19 protein-coding genes are annotated in these 21904 nt (G+C 67.0%); 14 read left to right on the forward strand and 5 right to left on the reverse strand.

The annotated features are described in order from the left end of the window. Position 1: 1 nt before the first annotated feature. Both AC1DYU_RS08545 and AC1DYU_RS08550 read right to left on the reverse strand, forming a co-directional pair. Entirely contained in the window at positions 2–2053 is a 2052-nt protein-coding gene (locus AC1DYU_RS08545) for a hydantoinase/oxoprolinase family protein (RefSeq protein ID WP_476791249.1), read from the reverse strand. Between the two features lie 90 nt (positions 2054–2143). After that, positions 2144–3055 (reverse strand): LysR family transcriptional regulator, encoded by a 912-nt coding sequence (locus tag AC1DYU_RS08550; RefSeq protein ID WP_476791250.1) that lies wholly within the window; start codon positions 3053–3055, stop codon positions 2144–2146. Positions 3056–3547: 492 nt separating this feature from the next. Between AC1DYU_RS08550 and AC1DYU_RS08555 the strand changes: the two genes are divergently transcribed. The 6 genes from AC1DYU_RS08555 to AC1DYU_RS08580 all read left to right on the forward strand — a co-directional run bounded on the left by AC1DYU_RS08555 (position 3548) and on the right by AC1DYU_RS08580 (position 10466). Beyond that, positions 3548–5134 carry an ABC transporter substrate-binding protein gene (locus tag AC1DYU_RS08555; RefSeq protein ID WP_158484743.1) on the forward strand — a complete coding sequence of 529 codons (1587 nt, stop codon included), beginning with the start codon at positions 3548–3550 and terminating at the stop codon, positions 5132–5134. A gap of 190 nt (positions 5135–5324) precedes the next feature. Then, positions 5325–6338: an ABC transporter permease gene (locus tag AC1DYU_RS08560; RefSeq protein WP_476791251.1), complete on the forward strand. Its 1014-nt coding sequence runs from the start codon at positions 5325–5327 to the stop codon at positions 6336–6338. A 13-nt stretch (positions 6339–6351) separates the two neighbouring features. Continuing rightward, positions 6352–7284 (forward strand): ABC transporter permease, encoded by a 933-nt coding sequence (locus tag AC1DYU_RS08565; RefSeq protein ID WP_476791252.1) that lies wholly within the window; start codon positions 6352–6354, stop codon positions 7282–7284. A gap of 153 nt (positions 7285–7437) precedes the next feature. After that, positions 7438–9141, forward strand: coding sequence for a dipeptide ABC transporter ATP-binding protein (locus AC1DYU_RS08570; RefSeq protein ID WP_476791253.1), 1704 nt, complete (start codon positions 7438–7440; stop codon positions 9139–9141). Between the two features lie 162 nt (positions 9142–9303). Beyond that, on the forward strand, positions 9304–9684 hold the full coding sequence (gene hpxZ, locus AC1DYU_RS08575; protein WP_476791254.1) for an oxalurate catabolism protein HpxZ: 381 nt from the start codon (positions 9304–9306) through the stop codon (positions 9682–9684). A gap of 95 nt (positions 9685–9779) precedes the next feature. After that, positions 9780–10466: a GntR family transcriptional regulator gene (locus AC1DYU_RS08580; protein WP_476791255.1), complete on the forward strand. Its 687-nt coding sequence runs from the start codon at positions 9780–9782 to the stop codon at positions 10464–10466. A gap of 42 nt (positions 10467–10508) precedes the next feature. On the opposite strand, the gene atzF is transcribed toward AC1DYU_RS08580, so the two are convergent. After that, positions 10509–12380 (reverse strand): allophanate hydrolase, encoded by a 1872-nt coding sequence (gene atzF, locus AC1DYU_RS08585; RefSeq protein ID WP_476791322.1) that lies wholly within the window; start codon positions 12378–12380, stop codon positions 10509–10511. Between the two features lie 269 nt (positions 12381–12649). Between atzF and AC1DYU_RS08590 the strand changes: the two genes are divergently transcribed. From AC1DYU_RS08590 to AC1DYU_RS08605, 4 genes are all read left to right on the forward strand, one after another. Further along, positions 12650–13336 carry a cysteine hydrolase family protein gene (locus AC1DYU_RS08590; protein WP_476791256.1) on the forward strand — a complete coding sequence of 229 codons (687 nt, stop codon included), beginning with the start codon at positions 12650–12652 and terminating at the stop codon, positions 13334–13336. A gap of 156 nt (positions 13337–13492) precedes the next feature. Beyond that, the gene (locus tag AC1DYU_RS08595) at positions 13493–15097 is read left to right on the forward strand and encodes a regulator (RefSeq protein WP_476791257.1); all 1605 of its coding nucleotides are present in this window, start codon (positions 13493–13495) and stop codon (positions 15095–15097) included. Further along, on the forward strand, positions 15094–15318 hold the full coding sequence (locus AC1DYU_RS08600; RefSeq protein WP_476791258.1) for a DUF4089 domain-containing protein: 225 nt from the start codon (positions 15094–15096) through the stop codon (positions 15316–15318). The genes AC1DYU_RS08595 and AC1DYU_RS08600 overlap by 4 nt, the downstream gene beginning before the upstream one ends. Continuing rightward, the gene (locus AC1DYU_RS08605) at positions 15315–16706 is read left to right on the forward strand and encodes an AtzE family amidohydrolase (RefSeq protein WP_476791259.1); all 1392 of its coding nucleotides are present in this window, start codon (positions 15315–15317) and stop codon (positions 16704–16706) included. The genes AC1DYU_RS08600 and AC1DYU_RS08605 overlap by 4 nt, the downstream gene beginning before the upstream one ends. A 142-nt stretch (positions 16707–16848) precedes the next feature. Here the strand turns inward: AC1DYU_RS08605 and mbfA are convergent, their stop codons facing one another. Both mbfA and AC1DYU_RS08615 read right to left on the reverse strand, forming a co-directional pair. Beyond that, positions 16849–17841 carry an iron exporter MbfA gene (mbfA, locus tag AC1DYU_RS08610; protein ID WP_476791260.1) on the reverse strand — a complete coding sequence of 331 codons (993 nt, stop codon included), beginning with the start codon at positions 17839–17841 and terminating at the stop codon, positions 16849–16851. 155 nt (positions 17842–17996) lie between these two features. Beyond that, entirely contained in the window at positions 17997–18743 is a 747-nt protein-coding gene (locus AC1DYU_RS08615) for a superoxide dismutase (protein ID WP_158486261.1), read from the reverse strand. Between the two features lie 271 nt (positions 18744–19014). Between AC1DYU_RS08615 and AC1DYU_RS08620 the strand changes: the two genes are divergently transcribed. From AC1DYU_RS08620 to AC1DYU_RS08635, 4 genes are all read left to right on the forward strand, one after another. Beyond that, positions 19015–20469: a methyl-accepting chemotaxis protein gene (locus AC1DYU_RS08620; RefSeq protein ID WP_476791261.1), complete on the forward strand. Its 1455-nt coding sequence runs from the start codon at positions 19015–19017 to the stop codon at positions 20467–20469. A 95-nt stretch (positions 20470–20564) separates the two neighbouring features. Next, positions 20565–21032: a response regulator gene (locus tag AC1DYU_RS08625; protein WP_476791262.1), complete on the forward strand. Its 468-nt coding sequence runs from the start codon at positions 20565–20567 to the stop codon at positions 21030–21032. 225 nt (positions 21033–21257) lie between these two features. Further along, positions 21258–21539, forward strand: coding sequence for a hypothetical protein (locus AC1DYU_RS08630; RefSeq protein ID WP_158486258.1), 282 nt, complete (start codon positions 21258–21260; stop codon positions 21537–21539). Positions 21540–21544: 5 nt separating this feature from the next. Next, the gene (locus tag AC1DYU_RS08635) at positions 21545–21904 is read left to right on the forward strand and encodes a response regulator (protein ID WP_054210774.1); all 360 of its coding nucleotides are present in this window, start codon (positions 21545–21547) and stop codon (positions 21902–21904) included.

Below are 21904 nucleotides of genomic sequence, written 5' to 3' on the forward strand. Positions count from 1 at the left end.
CTCAGGCCTCCGGACGCAAAGAGAGGTGAAGGTTGAGCCAGGCGTCGACTTGCGCCTCGAAGCCCTCGGGGATGCAGACGGTGGTGTCCTGCTGCGCGACCACGGCGGGACCGGCGAAGCGGTGACCGTTGCGCAGGGCGTCGCGGTGATAGAGCGCGACTTCGCGCTTCGCACCGTCGAGCCAGACCTCGATCATGCGCTCCGGCGTGGCCGTGGCGGTCTGCGCCTCGGCTGCCGGCGCGAGGTTCGGGCGCGGGGTGGCGCCACTGACGACGAGGCGCAGGTTTACGATCTGCACCTCGGCCGCGACGTCGTTGAAGTCGTAGATCGCCAGATGCTGGCGATGGAAGGCATCGGTGATCGGGGCGAGGTCGCCATCCGCGAGCCAGGTCTCCGAGAGCGGCACCTCGATCTCGAAGGACTGGCCGTGATAGCGCATGTCGGCGGTCAGGATCTCGACCACGGGGCCGGCGAAGCGCTGGTCGTCCCTGATCCAGGCGAGCCCGTCCGTTTTCAGCCGCGCCAGCGCCTCGCGCAAGGCGGGCAGTGAATCCGGCACCGCTGCGGCAAAGACCGTCTGGATGAAGTCGCCCTTCACATCGGCGATCAGGCCGCCCAGCGCGCTGACCACGCCGGGGCGGTGCGGTACCAGCACGCGGGGGATGCCGAGTTCGCGCGCCAGGAAGCAGCCGAGCATCGGCCCGGCGCCGCCGAAGGGCATCAGCGCGAAATCGCGCAGATCGACGCCGTAGCGTGCGACCAGCTTGTTGACCTCGACGAACATCTCGGAGACCGCGACCGCGATGATCGCCTCGGCGGTGGCCTGCGGGGTCTGGCCGAGTTTGGTGGCGAGCTCGCCGATCACAGCATCCGCGCGGGCGCGGTCCATGCCGATCTGGTTGTAGGCGAGGGGGGTGTGGCCGAGGAAGCCGCTCGCCGCCATCGCGTCGGTGACGGTGGCGCGGGTTCCGCCGCGCCCGTAGCAGGCCGGGCCCGGCGTCGAGCCGGCGCTTTCGGGGCCGACCTTGAGCACGCCGAAATCATCGGCCCAGGCGATCGAGCCGCCGCCGCTGCCGATCGAGGTCACGGAGACGCTGGGCAGGAAGAGCGGGAAGTCACCGACGACCTCGCCGGTGCCGAACTGCGGCTGGCCGTCGATGATCAAGGCGAGGTCGGCGCTGGTGCCGCCGATATCGAGCGTCAGCACATTGCGGACGCCCGCCTGCTCGGCGAGCCAGGCCGCGCCGATGACGCCCGAGGCCGTGCCCGAGAGCAGCATGTTGACGCAGGCGCGCTTGCCGGTCTGCGCGTTCATCACGCCGCCATTGGACTTGGTCAGCATCGGACCCGCCGGCACACCACGCGAGGCCAGCGCAGCCTCCAGTGCCGTCAGATAGCCGGCGACGCGCGGATGGACATAGCCGTTCAGGATCGCGGTGGTGGTGCGCTCATATTCGCGGATCACCGGCCAGACCTCGCTGGTGGTGAAGACGAAGAGTTCCGGCGCCAGCTCCGTGATCAGGGCACGGGCCTGCGCCTCATGGACGCCGTTGCGATAGGCATGCAGGAAGGAGACGATGACGCCGTCGACGCCCTTGGTGCGGATGGCCTCGACGATGCCTGCCAACGCGTCCGTGTCGAGCGGCTCGGCGATCTCGCCGCTGGCGAGCTGGCGCTGCCGGACGCCGTAGATCCTGTCGCGCGGGATGAGCTGCTCCGGCCTGGCGCAGAACAGCGAATACATCTCGGGCATGCGCAGCCGCGCCAGCTCGATGACGTCCTCGAAGCCGGCCGTGGTGATCAGGGCAAGCTGGCTGCCCTTGCGCTGGATGATGGTGTTGATGCCGACCGTGGTGCCGTGGACGAAGGAGGCGACCTCTTCCGGCGCGACGCCGTGGCGCTCGTGCAGGAGGCCAAGTCCGTCGAGCAGTTCCTTGCCGGGCTCGTCGGGCGTGGTCAGGACCTTGATGGTCTCGAAGCGATTGGTCCCGGTCTCCAGCGCGCAGAAATCGATGAAGGTGCCGCCGATGTCGACGCCGATACGCCAGCTCATGATCCGCCTGTGTGCGAGAGGTCGGCGCAGTGTCGGGGCTGCGAAGGGCTGGCGTCAAAGAGTAAGGCTCCCTGATCGCATAAGTCTGCCTTATGGATGTCGGGGCGCTGACTGGTCGAGGCCGAGTTGTCGGCACGCGGTGCGCAGATGGGTGCGTAGCAGGTCGTGGCTGCGCGACAGCGGACGGCGCGCGCTGGTCAGCAGGCAGAGCGGCAGCGAGACCTCGGGCAGGAAAGGCCGCGTCACCAGCCCGGGAAAGCTGTGCCAGGGCAGGAGGCCATCAACCACCGCGAGTCCGAGCCCCTGCTGGACGAAGGCGAGCGCGATGATCGAGACGTCGATTTCCATCTCCGGCTGGAAGGCGATGCCCTCGCGTGCCAGCGCATCGCGCAGCAACTGGCCGGGCAGGGAGGCGGCTCGATAGGAGATCAGCGTCTCACCCTCGAGGTCGGAGGCGCCGACCGTATCCTGGCCCGCGAGGCGATGACCGGATGGCAGCACGCAGACGATGCGGGTGCGGCCGATGATCTCCGCGTCGATCCCCGCAATGGCCTGATCGGTCATGGCGATGCCGAGACCGGCCTGGCCGTCGTCGAGCATGCTCATGACGATCTCGGCCGGCACGACATGGGACAGGATGCGCATGTCGGGATGGGCGGCGCGGAAGTGGCGCAGCGCCTCCGGCACCAGCGACAGCGAGGGCGGCGCCGAGGCGGCGAGGCGCACGATCCCGGCCTTGCCGTGACGGAGATCGCCGGCCCGGCGCCGCAATGCTTCGAGATCGCCGAACAGGCGCTCGACCTCGGGGTAAAGGTCCTCGGCCTCGGGCGTCGGGATCAGCCTGCCCTTGACCCGCAGGAACAGCTTGAAGCCGAGCTCGTCCTCGGTGTGCAGCAGGATCTGGCTCAACGCCGGCTGGGACGCGTTGAGTGCCTCGGCGGCGCTGGTCAGCGTGCCCAGGCGCATCACCATCCTGAAGACTTCGATCTGCCTTGCGCGCATTGCTTGTCCGTGCCGGCTTGGCCGCTTCCATCTGTGCCAATCGACACAGCGGCTTGATTCGTCGCGATGCAAGGGGCGAGCCTCGCGGCGTGGATCCTGGCCCCGGGGCACGGCTGCGCCTTTGCGAGGCGGCCACCTGCGTTATGATCATTTATTAGTCAATAATGCACGCATGCATACATCTTGCATGCGTATTGGTCATCCGCCCGTCTAGGTGCGTCGAAAATGCCAAGCAGAACAAAGCCATAGAGTTGGCACACTCCCTGCTAGCGAAGAGCGGTCACGCCATGGTGCCGACGGGGGATGCGATGCATCGCTGCAAGGGTTTCAAGCTGCCTTCCCTCGCCTATGCGGCGCCGAATACTCGCTTGCCGAGCAGCCTATCGACGACCTGCGGCACGCCGCATGCATGAAGGCCGGACCGATCCCGCCCGCCTGCCGGGTCAGCCGGCGCCAGCCTCACTCTTCAGCCCTGCACATAAGGACACTTCGATGATCACGCGCCGCACCGCCATCGCCGCCGGCCTCGCCGCTCCCTTCGTGGCGAAGGGCAGCGCGCAGGCGCAGGCGCCGAGCCGCAACGAGACGCTGCTGCTCGTGCAGGAATACGGCCCCAACAGCCTCGACATGCAGGGCATCGGCTCGTCGCAGCCGGTCAATGGCGTCGCGCTGAACTGCTATGACCGGCTGCTGCGCTTCAAGCCGGTGCCGATCCCCGGAGGCGGCGGCAACATGGTCTCGATGGGCGAGCTCGAAGGCGAGTTGGCCGAGAGCTGGCAGGTTGCCTCCGACGGCATGAGCGTGACCTTCAAGCTGCGCGACGCAACCTTCCATTCCGGCCGCAAGGTCACCGCGACGGACGTGAAATGGTCGCTCGACCGGGCCTGCACGATCGGCGGCTTCGCCACGACGCAGATGAATGCCGGCTCGCTGGAGAAGCCCGAGCAGTTCGTCGTCGTCGACGAAAAGACCTTCCGGATCGACTTCCTGCGCAAGGACAAGATGACGCTGCCGAACCTGGCCGTCACCATCCCCTTCATCTTCGACTCCGAACTCGCCATCAAGAATGGCGGCGGCGATCCGCATGCCAAGGAATGGCTGAAGAACAACATCGCTGGCTCGGGCGCCTACAAGGTCGAAAGCTGGAAGCCCGGCGTCGAGACGATCTATGTCCGCAATGACGACTGGAAATGCGGAAAGCTGCCGCAGCTTCGCCGCATCATCGCGCGTGACATCGCCTCGCCCTCGACCCGCCGGGCGCTGATGGAGCGCGGTGACGCCGATGTGTCGTACGGGCTGCCGCCGAAGGACTTCAAGGACCTGCTCGATGCCGGCAAGGTCAATGTCGTCGGTGTGCCGATCCCCAACGGGGTCTGGGGTTGCTATCTCAACACCCAGGTCGGCCCGTTCAAGGATGTCCGCCTGCGCCAGGCCGTGGCCTGGGTGATGCCCTATGACAAGATCCTGCAGGCCTCGCTGTTCGGCCGCGGCGTGTCCATGGCCGGCGGCACGACGCCCAAGGTCGCCTGGCCGCAGCCCTTCCCCTACACGCCCGATGTCGCCAAGGCCAAGGCGCTTGTCGACGCGGCCGGTGGCCCGTTCTCGACGACGCTCTACTTTGATGCCGGCAACGCGACCGTCGCCGAGCCGATGGCGGTGCTGATGAAGGAAGCGCTGGCGACGATCGGCATCACCGTCGAGATCAACAAGGTGCCGGGCGCCAACTTCCGCACCGAGATCGCCAAGAAGACCAATCCGATGGTGCTCAACCGCTTCGCCGGCTGGCTCGACTACCCGGATTACTACCTGTTCTGGACGATGCACGGCAACAACTCGATCTTCAACATCGCCGCCTACCAGAACCCGGCGCTGGACAAGCTGGTTGATGCCGCCCGCTTCGCGCCCGACAAGGCGGCCTACGACGCCAACGTCGTCGACTTCATCAAGCTGGTGAACAACGAAGTGCCGATGGTGCCGATCAACCAGCCGACCCATGACGTCGCCCTGCAGAAGTCGATCGGCGGCTACCAGTTCCAGCCCTGCCGCGAGCCCGACTTCCGCTACCTGACGAAGGCGTGAGCCTCATTGTCTGACCCCGGAGACACCCCGTCATCCTGGACAAGCCGCGTAGCGGCGCAGATCCGGGATCCATCGAAGGGCACCGTCCTACGATGGATCCCGGCACTCCGCTTCGCTACGGCCAGGATGACGGTGTGGTTCCGAGGCTCTCACCTTCCGGTCATGCGTTCCAGGACATGAGGACGACGCCATGCTGAAGATGATCGGCCAGCGGCTGATGACGACGATCCCCTCGGTGATCGGCGTCATCATCGTCACCTTCCTGCTGACGCGGGTGCTGCCGGGCGATACGGCGGCGTATTTCGCCGGGCCGGCGGCCTCGCCCCAGGCGATCATCGAAATCCGCAGCAAGCTCGGGCTCGACCAGCCGCTGCCGGTGCAGTTCGTCTCCTATGTCACGGCGCTGGTGAAGGGCGATCTCGGCCAGTCGCTGACCACCGGCCAGCCGGTGACGAAAGACCTCGCGGCTCGCCTGCCGGCCTCGGCCGAACTGACGCTGGCCGGGCTGATCCTCGCCATGGCGGTGGCGCTGCCGCTCGGCGTGCTGGCCGCCGTCAGGCAAGGCTCCTGGATCGACCATCTTTGCCGCGTCGTGGCGACGGCCGGCGTCTCGCTGCCGGTGTTCTTCACCGGGCTCCTGCTGGTCTATGTCTTCTATTTCATCCTGGGCTGGTCGCCGGCGCCGCTCGGGCGGCTCGACGTCTTTGCGTCCGAACCTGCGCGCATCACCGGGCTTTATCTGGTCGATTCCCTGCTGGCCGGCGATGTTGCGACGTTTCGCGCGGCCTTCGCGCAACTGATCCTGCCGGCGCTGACGCTGGCGATCTTCTCGCTGGCGCCGATCACGCGCATGACGCGGGCCTCGATGCTGGCGGTGCTCGGCGCCGACTTCGTGCGGACCGCGCGGGCGAGCGGGCTGTCGAACCGCAAGGTCATCGGCACCTATGCCTTCCGCAATGCGATGCTTCCGGTCGTGACCACGCTTGGCATGGTGTTCTCCTTCCTGCTCGGCGCCAATGTGCTGGTCGAGAAGGTCTTCGCCTGGCCAGGCGTCGGCTCCTATGCGGTCGAGGCGCTGATCGCCTCCGACTACGCGCCGATCCAGGGCTTCGTGTTGACCATGGCGGTCATGTATGTCGCGCTGAACCTCATGATCGACGTGCTCTACGGCGTCATCGATCCCCGCGTCAGGCTGGAGGGCTGAGGCCGTGAACGACATGAGCCAGGTCCTCGCGAAAGACCCCGAACTGATCCCCGCCGCAGTGCCTGCGGAGCCCGCGCCGCTGCGCTTCGACGCGCCGCCCTCGACCAGCCTGCTGGCGCATGCCCGCCACATCGTCGCGGAGAACCCGGTGACGGGGCTGGCCTTCGGGCTGTTCGCGCTGATCGTGATCGCGGCCGTGCTTGGCCCTTCGCTGGTGCCCTATGATCCGCTGGCGAGCAATACGAACTCTGCGCTGCAGGGCCCGAGCGCGGCCCACTGGTTCGGCACGGACCAGCTCGGGCGCGACATCTTCAGCCGCGTGATCGTGGCGACGCGGCTCGATTTCGCGATCGCGATCTGCTCGGTGGCGCTGGTCTTCGCGATGGGCGGTCTGGCGGGCGTGATGGCCGGCTTCTATGGCGGCTGGGTCGACAAGCTGGTCGGGCGCATCGCCGACACGATCATGGCCTTTCCGCTCTTCGTGCTGGCGATGGGCATCGTGGCCGCGCTCGGCAACAGCGTCACCAACATCGTCATCGCGACCGCGATCATCAACTTCCCGCTCTATGCCCGCGTCGCGCGCGCCGAGGCGAATGTGCGGCGCGACGCCGGCTTCGTGCAGGCGGCCAGGCTTTCTGGCAATTCCGACTGGCGGCTGCTGCTGACGCAGATCGTGCCCAACATCATGCCGATCATGGCCGTGCAGATGTCGCTGACCATGGGCTACGCCATCCTGAACGCGGCGGGCCTCTCCTTCATTGGGCTCGGCGTGCGCCCGCCGACGCCGGAATGGGGCATCATGGTCGCGGAGGGGGCGAGCTTCATCGTCTCGGGCGAATGGTGGATCGCCTTCTTCCCGGGGCTGGCGCTGATGACCGCCGTGTTCTGCTTCAACCTGCTCGGCGACGGCGTGCGCGACCTCGTCGATCCGCAGCGGAGGAATTGAGATGGCAACTCCCGCTGTCATTCCGGGGCGCTGCGAAGCAGCGAACCCGGAACCCACGGGCAGGGGCGCGACCTGTCCGATCTCCATGGCTCACCCCGTCGTGGGTTCCGGGTTCTCGCTGCGCGAGCCCTTGAATGACAACGGGAGTGGCCGATGACCGCTCCCCCACTGCTCGACATCAAGAACCTCACCGTCGAGTTCGCGACGCGGCGGGGCGCCGTGCAGGCGGTCAAGTCGATCGATGTCAGCGTCGCCAAGGGCGAGACCGTCGCCATCGTCGGTGAATCCGGCTCGGGCAAGTCGGTGACGTCCTATGCGGTCGTGCGCATCCTCGACCGTGCCGGCCGAGTGGCTGAAGGCTCGATCACGTTCTCCGGCATGGACCTCGTCACCGCGCCGGAGAGCCAGATGCGCGACCTGCGCGGGCGCGAGATCTCGATGATCTTCCAGAACCCGCGCGCGGCGCTGAACCCGATCCGCAAAGTCGGCAAGCAGATCGAGGACGTGCTGCTCGAGCATGTCCAGGCGACGCGGGCGACGGCGCGGGAAAAGGCGATCGAGGCGCTGACCAAGGTCAAGATCGCCCGGCCCGAGGAGCGCTACGACGCCTATCCCTTCGAGCTTTCGGGCGGGATGTGCCAGCGCGTCGTGATCGCGCTCGCGCTCGCCTGCCAGCCGCAGCTCCTGATCGCCGACGAGCCGACCACCGGGCTCGACGTCACCACCCAGAAGGCAGTGATGGATTTGATCGTCGAGCTGACGCGCGAGCGCGGCATGTCGACGATCCTGATCACCCATGATCTCGGGCTTGCGGCGGCCTATTGCGACAAGGTAGTGGTGATGGAGAAGGGCAAGGTGGTCGAGACCGCCTCCGCCGCCGACATCTTCCGCAACCCGCAGCACCCCTACACGCGCAAGCTGATGCAGGCGACGCCACGCATCGGCATGTCGCTCGCCGATCTGCTGCCCGATGCCGCCAAGGGTCCCGCCGCGCAGGCCGCCGCGCCGCGCCCGGCGCCGGTCGCCGGGGCCGAGCCGCTGATGCGGGTCGAGAGCCTGGTGAAGGAGTATCCGCGCCCGGAGACCGGCGCCTTCTTCGCCAAGCTGATGGGCAAGGCCGAGGAGCCGAAATCGGCCTTCCGCGCCGTCGACGGCATCAGCTTCACCGTGGCGAAGGGTGAGACGCTCGGGCTCGTCGGCGAATCCGGCTGCGGCAAGTCGACGACCTCGATGATGATCACGCGATTGATCGATCCCAGCGGCGGCAAGATCATCTTCGACGGCACCGATATTGGCGCGATTCCGGCCAAGCAGTTCGCGGCCTCAGCTCATCGCCGGCGCATCCAGATGGTCTTCCAGGACCCGACAGACAGCTTGAATCCGCGTTTCACGGCCGAGCGCGCCATCGCCGACCCGATCATGCGGATGGGCACGATTTCCGGCCGCGATGCGCTGCGGGCGCGTTGCGAGGAGCTGGCGCGGCTTGTCGGTTTGCCGGTCGAATTGATCGACCGCTTTCCGCACCAGCTCTCGGGCGGGCAGAAGGCGCGCGTCGGCATTGCGCGCGCGATCGCGCTCGATCCCGATCTCGTCATCCTCGACGAGCCGACGGCGGCGCTCGACGTGTCGGTCCAGGCGGTGGTGCTCAACCTACTGGAGGAGCTGAAAGGCCGGCTCGGCATGAGCTACCTCTTCGTCTCGCACGACCTCAACGTCGTGCGCCTGCTCTGCGACCGGGTCATCGTGATGAAGACGGGCGCGATCGTCGAGCAAGGCACGGCCGAGGAGGTGCTCGGCAACCCGCAGGCGGAGTATACCAAGGAACTGCTGACGGCGATTCCGCATCCGCCGCTGTGATTGTGTATGTCGTTCGCGGGCACGGGTTTGCGCGTCATGCTCGGGCTTGACCCGAGCATCTCGAAAACCAGCGTCTTCTGGTCATGATATTCTCGGGTCTGCGCTTCGCTCCGCCCGAGAATGACGCCGCGGTTCAATGACGAACGAAGTCGAGAAAGCCCAATGAAGATCAACGACCCTGCCGTCATCGCCGAAGTCGAGGCCGCCTTCATGGCCTATGAGAAGGCGCTGAACGAGAACGACGTCGCGATGCTGGATGCCTCGTTCAAGGATGCGCCCGAGACGATCCGATACGGCATGGGCGAGAATCTCTACGGCTTCGGCGAGATCGCGGCCTTCCGCTCGGCGCGCTCGCCGGTCGGTTTGCTGCGCACGATCGATCGCACGGTCATCACCACCTATGGCGACGCCATGGCCACCGCCAACACGCTGTTCCGGCGCGAGAGCATGGCCGGCAAGGTCGGGCGCCAGAGCCAGACCTGGGTCAAGTTCCCGGAAGGCTGGCGGGTGGTCGCCGCCCATGTCAGCGCGATCGCCGAATGAGCGCGCAGACCCGATGATCCTGCCGCCGCAGCCTGCTATTCAGGTGGCAGCGAATCCTCACCCGATGTTTTGCCTCGCCTGACGATTTTGAACCCATGCAGCGCCACGCCGCCACTGCCAGGACAGACAAGCCGATCGGGGCGCCGCTGACGCGAACCGAGAGCTTGCGCCTGCAGATCGCCGACGAGATCGTCTCCGGGGTGCTCGAGCCCGGCACGCCGCTCGACGAGCAGGAGCTTGCCACCCGCTTCGGCGTGTCGCGGACCCCGGTGCGCGAGGCGATCCGCCAGCTCTCGGCATCGGGGCTGGTCAGCGTGCGGCCGCATCGCGGAGCGGTCGTCGCGCTGCCGACGCCCGCCCAGCTCAACGACATGTTCGAAGCGATGGCGGAGCTGGAGGCGCTCTGCGCCGGGATGGCCGCCCGCAACATGACGGTGCCGGACCGGCGCGGGCTTGAGGCCCTGCACAATGATCTCCGGCTGCTGGTGCATGAGGGCGATCCGACCAGCTATCACGAGAAGAACGAGGCCTTCCACGCCGCGATCTATTCAGGCTCGCATAACGGCTATCTGGCGGAGCTGACCCTGATGACGCGCACCCGCGTCGCGCCCTTCCGCCGCGCCCAGTTCCGCGCAACGGGCCGGCTCGGCGGCTCCTATCAGGAGCACGACCTGATCGTTCAGGCGATCCTGCGTGGCGACCAGCAGGGCGCCATCGAGGCGATGCGCGCCCATATCGGCATCGTCAGGGACGCGTTCCGGAGCTATGCCGAGACGCGGTGAGGGGCGGGTCGCTACGGTACCGACCTTATCCACTCCGGCCGTTCAGGTCCGCGGCGGAATGTCTCCGGGCTCGCCAGGAAAAGTGGCTAGGAGCTCGCCAAAGCTTGGCGGCGCTGCCGCTGCCGTTTGCGCGCCCACATAAGCCCGCCAGCCGCCGAACTCCGTGACGTTGCGGGCGCCTTCCGTCGCGATGGTCTCGCAGAGGAAGCCTTTCACCTTCGTGCCGTCGGCCAGCGCCAGCGTGCCGATGCCGAGCGGGGAGGGGATGCCGGCGACGAAGCGGCCGAAACCTTCTGGCGGCAGCGACCAGACTTCCAGCGCGATGGTGGCGCCTGCGCCCTCCGCGACGCGCAGGAGTCCGGGACGGGCGGGCGGGCCGCCGGGCAGGGCGAAGAGGCGATAGTCCGGCGTCGTCGTGGTGGCGCGCAAGAAAGTCGCGCCGAGGCGGGTCAGTTCGCCGTTCAGCGGCATGCCGGAGAGATGCGCGCCGACGACGGCTATCTCGATCGCGTCGGGCGCCGCGCGAAGCGGCAGCGCACCGGGGGCAGGGTAGGGCAGGCCGGTTGCGCCGAGCGGCAGGCCGGCGGCCGCATGCAGCGCCCGGCCGAGGCCGGCGAGCACCGCATCATGGCCCGACGGCGCGATCAGCGTGACGCCTGCCGCCGTGCCGTCCGCCGCCAGGCTCACCGGGATCGCGAGAGCGCAAAGGTCGAGCAGGTTGACGAAGTTGGTGTAGCGGCCGAGCAGCGAGTTCATGCCGATCGGGTCCGCCGCCATTTCGGCCAGCGTCACCGGGCGCGGTGCGGTCGGTACCATCAGCGCGTCGATGCCCTTCAGCGCGGCCTTCGCGGCCAGTGCCAGTTCGGCGACGCGGTAGCGTGCCGCGAAGGTCGCGGCCGCATTGGGCAGGGGCTTGCCGGCGATGACCTCCCGAATCACGGGCAGGATGGCATCGGGATCGCGGGCGAGCAGGTCCTGAATCGCGAGGTATCGCTCGGCCACCCATGGGCCGTCATAGAGCAGGCGCGCGGTCTCGTAGAGCGGCGCCATGTCGAGCGGCACGATCTCGGCGCCGAGTGCCTGTGCGCGCTCGACCGCCAGCGCGAAACTCGCCGCGGCCTCGGCATTTCCGGCGACATCGAGGTCTTCCGGATGCGGCACGGCAATGCGGATTTTCGGCGGCACGGCGCCGGGCTGGCCGAGTGGAACCAGGCGCGAGAAGGCGTCCGTGGCATCGGGGCCGGCGGTTACTTCTAGGACCGCCCAAGCGTCCTCGACCGTCAGCGCGAAGACCGAGACGCAGTCGAGCGTGCGGCAGGCGGGGACCACGCCGGCTGTCGGGACGAGGCCGAGGCTGGGCTTGAGGCCGACGAGGTTCTGCAGGCCGGCCGGCACGCGGCCCGAGCCCGCCGTATCGGTGCCGAGCGACACCGGCACGATGCCGGCGGCGACGGCGCTGGCCGATCCGGAACTCGACCCGCCGGGGACGAGGTCGGCGCGCAGCGTATTCAGCGGCACGCCATAGGGCGAGCGCGTGCCGTTCAGGCCGGTGGCGAACTGGTCGAGATTGGTCTTGCCGATGATGATCGCACCGGCCGCCCGCAGCCGCGCGACGACGCTGGCATCCTGCGTCGGTTGATAGGCGAAGGCCGGGCAGGCCGCCGTGGTCGGCATTCCGGCGACGTCGATATTGTCCTTCACCGCGACCGGGATACCCCAGAGTCGGCGGCCTTTCGGGCCTTCCGCCTGCAGGATTTCGGCCTCCGCCAGCACCTCGGTTTCCGGCCGCAGCGTGATGAAGATCGCCGCATCGCCATGGGCGCGGCGGCGGGCGTAAGCCGCCGCGATGGTCTGCGAGATTGTGGTTGCGCCATCCAGATGGGCGGCAAGCAGGCTGGTCAATGTCGGCACGATGGCCCTCTCAATAAGCAGGCCCAATGAATGGGCAGTTTTTCTCACCATGCATACAAAGATTATGCAATCGCGATTGCAGGCCGGCCTCCTGAACGGCGGGGCGGCCGCTCTTCAACGAAGCTGAGATTTCGCTTCCGGACGATTTCATCGCGATCTCAAGGTCCTGGCTGTCGTTCCTCAGAAGTCGATTCCGCGAGGCTCGCGTGACTCGGTCTCAGGCACAGCCCTTGCAAAGCCTGTTCCGTTCGACCGCGATCGGGGGCCAAGCCGTGAGCCGCTTCGAGATTTCAGCTAAGCCTGCTCCGCTCAGCGTCGATTTCGCGCGCACGGCGCTCATCATCATCGACATGCAGCGCGACTTCCTCGAGCCCGGCGGTTTCGGCGCGGCGCTCGGAAACGACGTCTCGCGGCTGGTCGCGGCGGTCGAGCCCTGCCGCGCGATTCTGGCCGGAGCACGCGCGGCCAGCATGCTGGTGATCCATACCCGCGAAGGCCACCGCCCCGACCTTTCCGACGCGCCGCCCGCCAAGGTGGAGCGCGGCCCGGCCGACAAGCGTATCGGCGCCTGCGGGCCGATGGGGCGTATCCTGATCCGGGGCGAGGCCGGGCATGACATCATTCCCGCGCTCGCGCCGCTGCCAGATGAGCCGGTTATCGACAAGCCCGGCAAGGGCGCCTTCTACCAGACCGATCTCGACCTGATGCTGCGCAACCGCGGCATCGAGACCCTGATGGTCACGGGCGTCACCACCGAGGTCTGCGTCCACACCACCGTGCGCGAGGCCAATGACCGGGGCTATCGCTGCCTCGTGCTGGGCGATGCCTGCGCCTCGTATTTCGCCGAGTTCCACGAGGTCGGGCTGCGGATGATCGCGGCGCAGGGCGGGATCTTCGGCTGGGTCTCGACGACGGGCGACGTGCTGGCGGCGCTCGCGGCCACGGAGAAGGCGGCGTGAGATTCCCGCGAGCCCTCATCCTGAGGAGCGGGCAACGTCCGCGTCTCGAAGGATGTTTCAGGAGGCTCCGGAGACCGCTGAACCATCCTTCGAGACGCGCCTGCGGCGCTCCTCAGGATGAGGGTTGAGCGAGACGGGAAACAGGGGGAGATGGCTATGGCAACGGCGACGACGACTTCACCGAAACTCTGGACGCCGGGCGACTGGAACGCCCTGTTCGGCTTCGGCACCAACATCCTGGTCAATTTGCTGGTGCTGACCGGGCTGCTGCAATTCGTGCTGAAGATGCCGAGCGCGATCGTCTTCGGGCGCATCCTGCCGGCACTCGGACTGATGATGCTGCTCTCGACCGGCTATTACGCCTGGCTCGCCTGGAAGCTCGCCAAGGAGACCGGACGCGACGATGTCTGTGCCCTGCCGTCGGGCATCAGCGTGCCGCATATGTTCGTCGTCACCTTCGTCATCATGCTGCCGATCGCGAGCATGACCGGCGATCCGATCAAGGGCTGGGAAGCCGGCCTGGTCTGGGTCTTCTTCCAGAGCTTCATCCTGATGCTCGGCGGCTTCATCGCGCCCTATATCCGCAAGATCACCCCGCGCGCGGCGCTGCTCGGCACGCTGGCGGGCGTCTCGATCGCCTTCATCTCGATGCGGCCGGCGCTGGAGATATTCCTGACGCCGGCGATCGGCCTGGTGTGCCTCGCCATCATCCTGGTGAGCTGGTTCGGCGGGGTGCGCTATCCCAAGGGCATTCCGGCCGGACTGGTCGCGATCGGCTTCGGCATGATCATCGCCTGGGGCTCGACCCTGTTCGGGCTCGATGTCGGTGGGCTGTCGCTGGCGAAGCTCGGCGCGGCCTTCTCGACCTTCGGTTTCTCGCTGCCGCTGCCGGCGGTCGACCACGTCTTCTCGGGTTTTTCCTATCTCGGGATCATCCTGGTCACGGCGATCCCCTTCGGCATCTACGACCTCGTCGAGGCGATGGACAATGTCGAGAGCGCCGAGGCTGCCGGCGACCACTACCCGACGACGCGGGTGCTGACGGCCGACGGCGTCGTCTCGCTGATCGGCTGCCTGATGGGCAACCCCTTCATCAACGCGGTCTATATCGGCCATCCCGGCTGGAAGGCGATGGGCGGTCGTATCGGCTATTCGGCCGCGACGGGTCTGATCGTCGTGGTGCTGTGCTGGTTCGGCATCATCGCGCTCCTGCTGGCGCTGATCCCGATCGTCGCGATTTCGCCGATCCTGCTCTATATCGGCATGCTGATCGGGGCGCAGGCCTTCCAGACCACGCCGACGAGCCATGCTCCGGCGATCGTGCTGGCGATCACGCCGCATCTCGCGGCCTGGGCCAAGGTGCTGATCGACGGGGCGCTCGGCGCAGCCGGCACCAATGCGGCGGCGGTCGGCATCGACAAGATGGCCAATATGGGCGTGCTCTATCACGGGCTCGAACTGATGGGCGGCGGCGCGATCCTGTCCGGGCTCGTGCTCGGGGCGATCGGCGTCTTCGTGATCGAGAAGCAGTTCATGCAGGCGGCAGCGTTCGCGGCGGCCGGTGCCGTGCTGACCTATTTCGGGCTGATGCATGGCGAGGCCATCGGCATCGGCAAGGGGCTCGGCGTCACGCCCTCGATCAGCCTCGCCTACGCGATGGTCGCCGGCTTCCTCTACTATTGCGCAACGTCCCTGGCGGCAGAGACCACGGTCAAGACGATGACGACCGAGCCGCATGCCAAGCTGGAGCCGGCCGAATGAGCAAGACCGATCCGGCGGGCGGCTTCGATGCCGCCCGCCATCTCGAGACGATGGCGCCCACGCTTGGCCTGACGATCACTGATGAGCAGCGGCCGATGGTGCTGCAGTTCCTGGCCATCGCCCATGGCATGTCGAAGGTCGTGCTTGCCGTGCCGCTCGATCCGGCCTCGCTGGAACTGGCGCCAGTGTTCCGGCTAGGTGCTGTGGAGCAGGCCTCGTGAGCATCGATGTTTTTGCTCCGGCCCATAAGATCGCGGCGCAGGTCAGGGATGGCGAGGTCACGGCGGAAGCCGTCGCCGAGGCCTTTCTCGCGCGGATCGCGCGGGTCAATCCGGTGGTCAACGCCTATACGGACGTGACCGCCGCGCGCGCGCTGGAACAGGCCCGCGGGATCGACACCGCGCGTGCCGCTGGCCAGACGCTCGGCCCGCTGGCGGGCGTGCCCTTCGCGGCGAAGAACCTGTTCGACATTGCGGGCCTGCCGACCAAAGCGGGCTCGAAGATCAATCGCGAGCGGGCGCCGGCCGCGCGCGACGCGGTTCTGATCGAGCGGCTGACGGCTGCCGATGCGGTCCTGCTCGGCGGGCTCAACATGGGCGAATACGCCTATGACTTCACCGGCGAGAACGCCCATGACGGCGCGTGCCGCAATCCGCATGATCGCGACCGGATGGCCGGCGGCTCCTCCTCGGGCTCGGGATCGGCGACGGCGGCCGGGCTGGCGCCGCTCTCGCTCGGCTCCGACACCAATGGCTCGATCCGGGTGCCGAGTTCGCTATGTGGCATCTTCGGGCTGAAACCGACCTATGGCCGGCTGCCGCGCACACGCAGCTTCCCATTCTGCGACTCGCTCGACCATCTCGGGCCGTTCGCGCGCGACGTCACCGATCTGGCGATGGCCTATGACCTGATGCAGGGCGGCGACGCGCATGACCCCGCCTGCGCGCAACGGTCGGTCGAGCCTGTGCTTCCGACGCTGCCGCAAGGGACGAGTGGCCTGAGGATCGCCATTGCTGCAGGGCATTTCTCGACGGACGGGATGCCCGAGGCGCAAGCGGCCGTGGCGGCGGTGGCGAAGAGCCTCGGAGCGACACGGACGCTGGAACTGGAAGGCGCCGGCATCGCGCGCGCCGCCGCCTTCCTGATCACCAACGGCGAGAGCGCGACCTTCCATCTCCAGCGACTGCGCGAGCGAGCCGATGATTTCGACCCCGAGACGCGCGACCGTTTCCTCGCCGGGGCGATGCTGCCGGCGGCGTGGTATATTCAGGCGCAGCGGGCGCGGCGCTGGTTCCATGACGAGATGATGCGGGTGTTCGGGGGCGTCGACCTGATCATCGCGCCAGCGACGCCCTGTCCGGCGCCGCTCGTCGGCCAGAAGACGCTGGAGCTGCGCGGAGAAACCGTGCCGCTGCGGCCCAATCTCGGCCTGTTCGCCCAGCCGATCTCCTGCATCGGCCTGCCGGTCGCGGCGGTGCCGGTGTTCGGGCTGGGCCTGCCGATCGGCGTGCAGATCATCGCTGCGCCCTGGCGCGAGGATCTCTGCCTGCGCGCGGCTTTCGCGCTCCAGCAGGCCGAGGTGTGCGAGGCGAGGGCGCCGGTGCTTTGACAACCCTCCTGCCCTCATCCTGCGGAGCGCCCGCAGGGGGCGTCTCGAAGGATGCCCCAGATGTCTCCCGAGCCCCCTGGAGCATCCTTCGAGACGCTGCTTCGCGGCTCCTCAGGATGAGGGCTGAGGTGGTGACTAAGATTCACGCCCCGCCGATCAATATCCCCGCCGCCAGCACGAGTCCGCCGCCCAGGACGATCTGGAAGGCGGCGCGCAGGAAGGGTGTTTCCATGTAGCGGTTCTGGATCCAGACGATGGCCCAGAGCTCGACGAAGACGACGATCAAGGCGACCGTCGTGGCGGTCCAGAAATGCGGGATGAGATAGGGCAGTGCGTGGCCAAGCCCGCCCAGCGCGGTCATCACGCCTGAGGCCAGTCCGCGTTTCCACGGCGCGCCGCGACCCGACAATTTGCCGTCGTCATGAGCGGCCTCGGTGAAGCCCATCGAGATGCCGGCACCGACCGAGGCGGAAAGGCCGATCAGGAAGGTGGTGCGCGGGTCCTGCGTCGCGAAGGCGGTGGCGAAGATGGGGGCGAGCGTCGAGACCGAGCCGTCCATCAACCCGGCGAGGCCCGGCTGGACCCAGGTCAGGACGAACTGACGCTTGGCGGCAAGGTCCTCCTCGCTGCGGGTCTCGCCATCGAGGTGCTCGGCGGTCAGGGCCTGCGCCTTGGCCTCGTGCCCGGCTTCGGCGGCCGCGAGCGCGCCCAGGAGCGCGCGCGTATCGACATCGGTCGAGCGGCCGGCGGCTGCCACATAGAAGTCGCGCGCCTGCCTTTCCATGTCTTCGGCCTCCGCGCGGATCTGATCGAGACCGAGATTCTCGACGAGCCAGACCGGCTTGCGGGCGTAGAAATCGGCGACGTGCTCGCGCCGGATCGGCAGGACGACGTCGCCGAAGCGCTGCCGGTGCAGCGCCAGAAGGCGCTGGCGATGACCGTCCTCCTCCTGCGCCATGCCCTCGAAGATCGCGGCCGAGGCGGGATAGGCGGCGCGCAGTTTCTGCGCATAGATCGCGTAGATTCGGCCATCCTCCTCCTCGGAGGAGATCGCGAGAGCGAGGATTTCCTTCTCGGAGAGCGTGTCGAAGCGGCGCTTGCCGCTGAATCCGGGCAGGGAGAGGCGGGTGAGCATGGCAAGGATCTCTTGTTTAGATTATTTCTAAACTAGATGTATCGGTGCAGCTTCGCAATGGCGTTGCCTGTCGGGCCGCCATGCCGCGGCTGCGCTCGAGACAAAAATGCCCGGCCTGAGGCCGGGCATGATGAGCGCAATCGAATGCGAGCGCGTCAGACGGTCAGCTTGCCGGCCTTCGCGGCGGCGTAGCGCTCGTTGACCTTGGCCCAGTTGACCACGTTCCACCAGCTCTTGAGGTAGTCGGCGCGGCGGTTCTGGTACTTCAGGTAATAGGCGTGCTCCCAGACGTCGTTGCCCAGCAGGACCATGTGCTTGTCCATCAGCGGGCTGTCCTGGTTGGGCTTGCTGAGTAAGGCGAGCTTGCCGGCCTTGTCGACGGTGACGAAGACCCATCCCGAGCCAAAGACGCGCAGGCCCGCGGCCTCGAAATCGGACTTGAACTTGTCGAAGCCACCGAGATCCTTGGTAATTGCGGCTGCGACGTCGCCGGTCGGGGCGCCACCGGCGCTCGGCCCCATGATCTCCCAGAACATGCTGTGGTTGGCGTGGCCGCCGCCTGCATTGCGGACCGCGACGCGCACGGCCTCCGGCAACTGCCCGATATCGGCCAACAGTTCGTTGAGTGGCTTGGCGGCGAGGACGCCGTGGTCCTTGGCGGCATTGTTCATGCCCGCCACATAGGCGGCATGGTGGCGGCTGTAATGGATGTCCATCGTCGTGGCATCGATATGCGGCTCCAGCGCCGCGGCCTCATAGGCGCGCTTGGGCAGGGAGAACGGGCCGGCAGGCGCAGCGGGGGCCGCGGCCTGCGCCCAGACCCTCGGGGCAGCCGCGACGGCGATGGCGGCCGCGCCGAATCCGAGGAGGGAGCGGCGGGAGAACGAATTCGTCGTGATCATGGGAATCCTCCAGTGGCGGTATCGGCTTCGACGCTATCCTAACGTTATGCGGGAGCGATGTCGGCAGATGCAACAGGATACGGTTTTGTGCGCCTGGCGGTTCCCCGGCCGCGCGATTTTGTCGTGACGATCGACCCGGCGGCACTGGCAGGGCAGGCAGTCCGGCTTGCCGTGTGCGCTCGCTACGCCCCCAAGTTGCATTAACAGTCGATTTACCGCGTTTTGCTAGCGTCAGGTTGGATCACTGAGGCCCGAAAAGGACCCGCCGACCATGCATGCGCTCGCGCTGAAGGCCCCTGAGCCGGCCAATGAGGACCTGCCGACCGAGGCTGGGGCCGAGCGCGCGGTGCGCGAGATCGCCGAACGCTTCGGCAAGCTCGGTGTGGAGATCACCGACATCTCCGGCCGCATCGGCGACGTGACCCGGCAGCTCGAAGGACAGACGGACGGACTCCACCGGGTCGTGACGGCTGTCGAGCAGGTCTCCCGCGCGAATCGCGCGATCCAGCAGGCAGCGGAGGGCGCGCAGACGACGGCCTCCGTCGTCCGCAGCGGGCTCGAGCGCGTCACCGGGGCCGTCAAGCTCGGACTGAATGCGGCCCAGGCCGATATCGAGGCGTTGTCGCAAGGTGCGCAGTCGATCTCGCAGGCGCTGTCGCAGGCGGTGGCCGATGCCCATAAGGTCAGGGCTTCGAGCGACGCCATCCAGTCGATCACCCGCGAGATCCAGCTTCTGTCGATCAATGCCGGCGTCGAGGCGGCGCGCAGTGGCGCGGCAGGACGGGGCTTTGCCGTGATCGCCGCTGCGGTCAAGCATCTGGCTGAACAGACCCGCGAGGCGACGGCGCTCAGTGCAAAGCAGCTCGAAGCGCTGGTCAAATCCGTCGATCTGCTCGCAATCAAGAGCGATGAAAATGCATCGACCGCGCGGCGCGCCAGCGACGAGAGCCAGAATATCTCGCAGCAGTTCGGCGAACTCGACAATTTCAGCCGCTCGGTCGTCGGGCTGATCGGCGACATCGATGCGATCTCGAATCCGACGCGGGAGAACGCCGTCGCCTGCGCCAAGGTCGGCGAGGATTTGCGGACGCTCGTCGATGGCGTCGACCATTCCAGCGAGAACCTCGACAAGGCGGCCCAGCGCGCCGATGCGCTGGTCTCGATCAGTGAGGGCATCCTCGGCGCGATCGCCGCCTCGGGCGTGCGGACCGCGCAATCGGAACTGATCGCGACGGCGATGGAGACGGCCGCGAAGATCGGCGCATTGTTCGAGCAGGCGCTGGATCGCGGCGAGCTCAGCCTGGCCGATCTCTTCGACGAGAGCTACCAGCCGATCGCAGGCAGCGATCCGGTGCAATACATGACGCGCTTCGTGACGCTGTGCGACCGCGTGCTGCCGCCGATCCAGGAGGCGCTGCTGACGTCCAATCGTCGGATCGTGTTCTGCGCGGCGGTGGACCGCAACGGCTTCCTGCCGACGCATAACCGCAAATACTCCCAGCCGCAGGGTCTCGATCCGGTCTGGAACAACGCCAATTGCCGCAACAGGCGCATCTTCGACGACAGGACCGGGCTCGCGACGGCGCGCAACCGCAAGCCGTTCCTGCTGCAAACCTATCGCCGCGACATGGGCGGCGGCCAGTTCCTCGTGATGGAGGACCTCTCGGCGCCGATCATTGTCAGGGGCCGGCATTGGGGCGGCTTCCGCTTCGGCCTCAACGTCTAGAACGGGGCCGTCCAGAGCAGGTCCCGGGCGGATGCGGAACCTGATGTTGTGTTGGTGTTGTCGATTTCAGTTGAGTGAGTTGTCGAGCCCGCGTCATGCATATAGCGCCCTCATTCCCCAATCTCTCGGTGCTGCTGATCGATTCCAGCCCGCACTACAGGCGCATCGTCCGCACGATGCTCTATCAGGCGCAGTTGCACCGCATCTTCGAGGCATCCGATCTGGCATCGGCGGCGACGATGTTCATCCAGAAGCAGCCCAATATCGTGATCCTCGACTGGGACATGCCCGATAACGGCAGCACGAAATGCCTCGCTGCGATCCGCTCGTTCAAGACCTCGCCCTTCGCCAAGGCGCCTGTCCTCGTCATGATGGAGCGGCCCGACCGGCGCTCGGTGGTGCAGGCAGCCAAGCTCGGGGCGCATGAGATCATCACCAAGCCGATCTCCCCCAACAATCTTTGGTTGCACCTCTCCGGCGTCATCAACATTCCCCGCAAGTACCGCGAGTCGAGCGGCAGCATCACGCTGGTTCCGCGCGCCATCAGCAACAGCATGTTCTGACGATTCCCGGCTGCATCCGTCCGTGCGGCACTTTCCCGGACGAGCGCCATCGCGGTTGCAGCATGCGTCCGACGCACGCCGCCCGGCTCTCGGGGCGTGATTGCCGCTCGCGGCGCGGCGTTCCGCCACGACTTCGCCCAAAACATTGACGCAACGTCCTCCGGTTAGGGAAATTTTTACCAGTCTGACGCGATGTTGATTGGCGCAATCCTGGGTCGTGTCTCCATGGTCATCACCGTCTCGCTCCCCGCCTTTCTGGGCCGCACTGAAGCGGCAACCTTCCGTAACCAGCTGCTCGTGGCGCTGGAGCAGAAGGAGAGCATAGCCGTCGAATGTGCCGAGGCCGGGCCGCTGCCCAGCCTGTGGATCCAGCTGCTCCACTCCGCCGCCGTCAGCGCGAAGGCGCGCGGTCTGTCGGTCTCGCTCAAGGCGGCATCTTTAGAGTGCCGCGATTCGCTGCTGGCGATCGGTTTCGATCCCGCACACAGCGCTCTCGTTCTGGAGTGATATGAATGCGCATTCTGGCCATCGACGACACCAAGACGCTGCTCAGCCTGCTGAGCCTGACTTTGCGCAATGCCGGCCATGAGGTCGCGGAGGCGGAGAACGGCGAGGATGGGCTGGCGAAATTCGACCAGTTCAAGCCCGATCTCGTGATCACGGACCTCAACATGCCGTTGATGGACGGGATCGAGTTCACCAGGGCCTGCCGGGCGCGACCTGCCGGGCAGAACACGCCGATCATCGTGCTCACCACGGAGAACGGCGCGGAAATCAAGGCGGAGGGCCGGCGCGCCGGTGCCAGTGCCTGGATGGTCAAGCCTTTCGAGCCCAATACCCTGCTCGGCCTCGTCGCCCGCTACCAGAACTGA

It is taken from the genome of Allobosea sp. P2_B12, assembly GCF_056404835.1.